The organism is Streptomyces phytophilus (assembly GCF_013870535.1).
Classification (GTDB): Bacteria; Actinomycetota; Actinomycetes; order Streptomycetales; family Streptomycetaceae; genus Streptomyces; species Streptomyces phytophilus.
Genome location: NZ_JACBXC010000560.1, coordinates 1 through 3,841, shown reverse-complemented (window position 1 = coordinate 3,841; position 3,841 = coordinate 1). Strand labels below are relative to the sequence as shown.

2 protein-coding genes and 1 riboswitch are annotated in these 3,841 nt (G+C 73.7%); of the genes, one reads left to right on the top strand and one right to left on the bottom strand.

Annotated elements, in window-relative coordinates:
* Nucleotides 1–112: 112 nt before the first annotated feature.
* Nucleotides 113–523, bottom strand: coding sequence for a PRC-barrel domain-containing protein (locus tag H5J30_RS21250; RefSeq protein ID WP_181788987.1), 411 nt, complete (start codon nt 521–523; stop codon nt 113–115).
* A 139-nt stretch (nt 524–662) separates the two neighbouring features.
* A riboswitch (glycine riboswitch) is annotated at nt 663–759 on the top strand.
* Nucleotides 760–935: 176 nt separating this feature from the next.
* Here H5J30_RS21250 and gcvP point away from each other — a divergent pair.
* Nucleotides 936–3,833 (top strand): aminomethyl-transferring glycine dehydrogenase, encoded by a 2,898-nt coding sequence (gcvP, locus tag H5J30_RS21245; protein ID WP_181788986.1) that lies wholly within the window; start codon nt 936–938, stop codon nt 3,831–3,833.
* Nucleotides 3,834–3,841: the final 8 nt, after the last annotated feature.

The following is a 3,841-nucleotide window of genomic DNA, read 5'->3' as shown; positions in this document are numbered from 1 at the left end:
CACGGTGCGGTTCGAGGTGCCGGGCTCGGCGCCCGGTCGGGTGCGTACGTTCGCCGCCGACGACCCGGCGCTGGAGCCGGCGGAGCCGCTGCCGCTGGCGCCCGGCGGCTGATCAGTCGTCGGAGCCGGCGACCTCGCCGAAGTCCCGGTCCCGCGGCGGCGCGGCCTGCCGCTGCGGGTGGGTCTTGGCGACGTCCGGCGGCAGCGCCATGCCGTAGTGGTGGTAGAGCTGGAGTTCCTGCACGGGAGAGAGGTGCCGGCCGACGCCGAAGTCCGGCGCGTCCTTGATCAGCGCCCGGTCGAACGGCACCCGCAGCCCCTCGTCGGCCAGCTCGCTCGGCCCCAGCGGCACGAACGCGTCCCGGTGGAACAGACCCGTGCGCAGCGCCGCCCACTGGGGGGCGCCGGTGGCGTCGTCGAGGTACACCTCGTCGACGGTCCCGAGCTTGTCCCCGTTGCTGTCGTACGCGCGCACGCCGATCAGGCTCCGGGGGTCGATGTCGGTCTGCACGGTGCCTCCCACGTCTCGTCACAGCTCCGCTGCCTCCACGTAACGGCACAACGCGCACGGCGGCCACTCGGCGGCGCCGCCCGGGCGCATCGCGGCGGGCGCCCGCGCCGGGCTGCGCCGGGGCGTGCGCTGGTACGCTGAGCGTGGCTGCAGACCCCGTGCGGGAGAGTCCTCCGCCCGCCAGCCGGAGGCGCCGAAGGAGCAACTCCTCCCCGGAATCTCTCAGGCCCACGTACCGCACGGACGAGGTCACTCTGGAAAGCAGGGCGGGCCGCCGCGCGGCCCCTCCTCACCGACGGTGCAAGCCGGAGCGCGCCCAGTCAGGGCGTACCGGTGAAGCTCTCAGGTCCGGATGACAGAGGGGGAGGCCGTACGGGTGCCCGCCCAGGGGTATCCGCGAAGGTCCGTGCGACCAGGAGGCCCCTTGTCCGAGACGAACGCCCACCGCATCCCGCTTTCCGCCCTGGAGCGCGGCACTCCCTTCGAGCAGCGCCACATCGGTCCGGACGCGGGCGACCGGGCCAAGATGCTCGCCCAGGTCGGCTACGGCTCGCTGGACGAGCTGACCGACGCCGCCGTACCCGGCTCGATCAAGGGCACCGGCGGCTTCGCGCTGCCCGAGGCCCGCTCCGAGGCCGGGGTGCTGGCCGAGCTGCGCGGCCTGGCGGCGCGCAACGAGGTGCTGACCTCGATGATCGGCCTCGGCTACCACGCCACCCACACGCCGCCCGTCATCCTGCGCAACGTCATGGAGAACCCGGCCTGGTACACGGCGTACACCCCGTACCAGCCGGAGATCTCCCAGGGCCGGCTGGAGGCGCTGCTCAACTTCCAGACCGTCGTCTCCGACCTCACCGGACTGCCCACCGCGGGCGCCTCGCTGCTCGACGAGGGCACGGCCGCCGCCGAGGCGATGGCGCTCTCCCGGCGCGTCGGCAAGGTCAAGGACGGCGTCTTCCTGGTCGACGCCGACACCCTGCCGCAGACCGTCGCGGTGCTGCGCACCCGCGCCGAGCCGACCGGCGTCGAGGTCGTCGTCGCGGACCTGGCCGGCGGCATCCCCGCGGAGGTCGCCGAGCGCGGCGTCTTCGGCGTGCTGCTGCAGTACCCGGGCGCCTCCGGTGCCGTACGCGACCTCGCGCCCGTCATCGAGCGGGCGCACGACCTGGGCGCCGTCGTCACCGTCGCCGCCGACCTCCTGGCGCTGACCCTGCTGACCTCGCCCGGGGCGCTCGGCGCCGACATCGCGGTCGGCTCCAGCCAGCGCTTCGGCGTCCCGATGGGCTTCGGCGGGCCGCACGCCGGCTACATGTCCGTACGCGAGAAGTTCGCGCGCAGCCTGCCCGGGCGGCTCGTCGGCGTCTCCAAGGACGCGGACGGCACGCAGGCGTACCGGCTGGCCCTCCAGACGCGCGAGCAGCACATCCGGCGCGAGAAGGCCACCAGCAACATCTGCACCGCGCAGGTGCTGCTCGCGGTGATGGCCTCGATGTACGCGGTCTACCACGGCCCCGAGGGCCTGGCGGCCATCGCCCGGCGCACCCACCGCTACGCCGCGATACTCGCCGCGGGCCTCCGGGCCGGCGGCGCCGAGGTGGTGCACGGCGCGTTCTTCGACACCGTCACCGTGCGGGTTCCCGGCCGGGCCGCCGAGGTCACCGCCCGCGCCCGCAACGCGGGCGTCAACCTCCGCCTCGCCGACGCCGACCACGTCGGCATCTCCTGCGACGAGACGACCGTCCGCGAGCATCTGGCCGTCGTCTGGGACGCCTTCGGCGTCGCCGGCCAGGACGTCGGGGAACTGGACGCCGCGACGGCCGACGCGCTGCCGGCCGGGCTGATGCGCGCCGACGAGTACCTGACCCACCCCGTCTTCCACCGGCACCGCTCCGAGACCGCCCTGCTGCGCTACCTGCGCGCGCTCTCCGACCGGGACTACGCGCTGGACCGCGGCATGATCCCGCTCGGCTCCTGCACGATGAAGCTCAACGCGACCGCCGAGATGGAGGCCGTCACCTGGCCCGAGTTCGCCGGACTGCACCCCTTCGCGCCCGCCGACCAGGCCGAGGGCTACCTGACCCTGATCCACGAGCTGGAGGACGGCCTGGCCGCCGTCACCGGCTACGACAAGGTCTCCCTCCAGCCCAACGCCGGCTCGCAGGGCGAGCTGGCGGGCCTGCTGGCCGTACGGGCGTACCACCGCGCCAACGGCGACGAGCGCCGCATCGTCTGCCTCATCCCGTCCTCCGCGCACGGCACCAACGCCGCCTCCGCCGTGATGGCCGGCATGAAGGTCGTGGTCGTGCGGACCGCGGAGAACGGCGAGGTCGACGCGGACGACCTGCGGGCGAAGATCGAGCAGTACGGCGACGAGCTGGCCGTGCTCATGGTCACCTACCCCTCCACGCACGGCGTGTTCGAGGAGCACATCACGGAGATCTGCGACGCCGTGCACGCCGCCGGCGGCCAGGTGTACGTGGACGGTGCCAACCTCAACGCGCTCGTCGGCCTCGCCGGGCCGGGGAAGTTCGGCGGCGACGTCTCGCACCTGAACCTGCACAAGACGTTCTGCATCCCGCACGGCGGCGGCGGTCCCGGCGTCGGCCCGGTCGCGGTCCGCGAGCACCTGGCCCCGTACCTGCCGAACCACCCGCTGCAGCCCGCCGCGGGCCCCGAGACGGGCGTGGGCCCGGTCTCGGCGGCGCCGTGGGGTTCGGCCGGGATCCTGCCGATCTCGTGGGCGTACATGAAGCTCATGGGCGAGGGCGGCCTGCGCCGCGCCAGCCAGGTCGCGGTGCTCGGCGCCAACTACGTGGCCAAGCGGCTGGAGCCGCACTTCCCGGTGCTGTACACGGGGCCAGGCGGACTCGTCGCGCACGAGTGCATCGTCGACGTCCGGCCGCTGACAAAGGCCACCGGGGTGTCCATCGACGACGTCGCCAAGCGACTGATCGACTACGGCTTCCACGCCCCGACGATGTCGTTCCCGGTGGCCGGGACGCTGATGATCGAGCCGACCGAGAGCGAGAACCTGAGCGAGCTCGACCGGTTCTGCGAGGCGATGATCGCGATCCGGCGGGAGATCGAGCGGGTCGGCACGGGGGAGTGGGCCAAGGACGACAACCCGCTGGTCGGCGCGCCGCACACCGCGGCGCAGCTCGCGGGGGAGTGGAGCCACCCGTACGGGCGAGAGGAAGCCGTCTTCCCGGCCGGGGTGACGCCCGCGGACAAGTACTGGCCGCCGGTGCGCCGGATCGACGGCGCCTACGGCGACCGCAACCTGGTCTGCTCCTGCCCCCCGCTGGACGACTACGACGCCTGACGCACGCC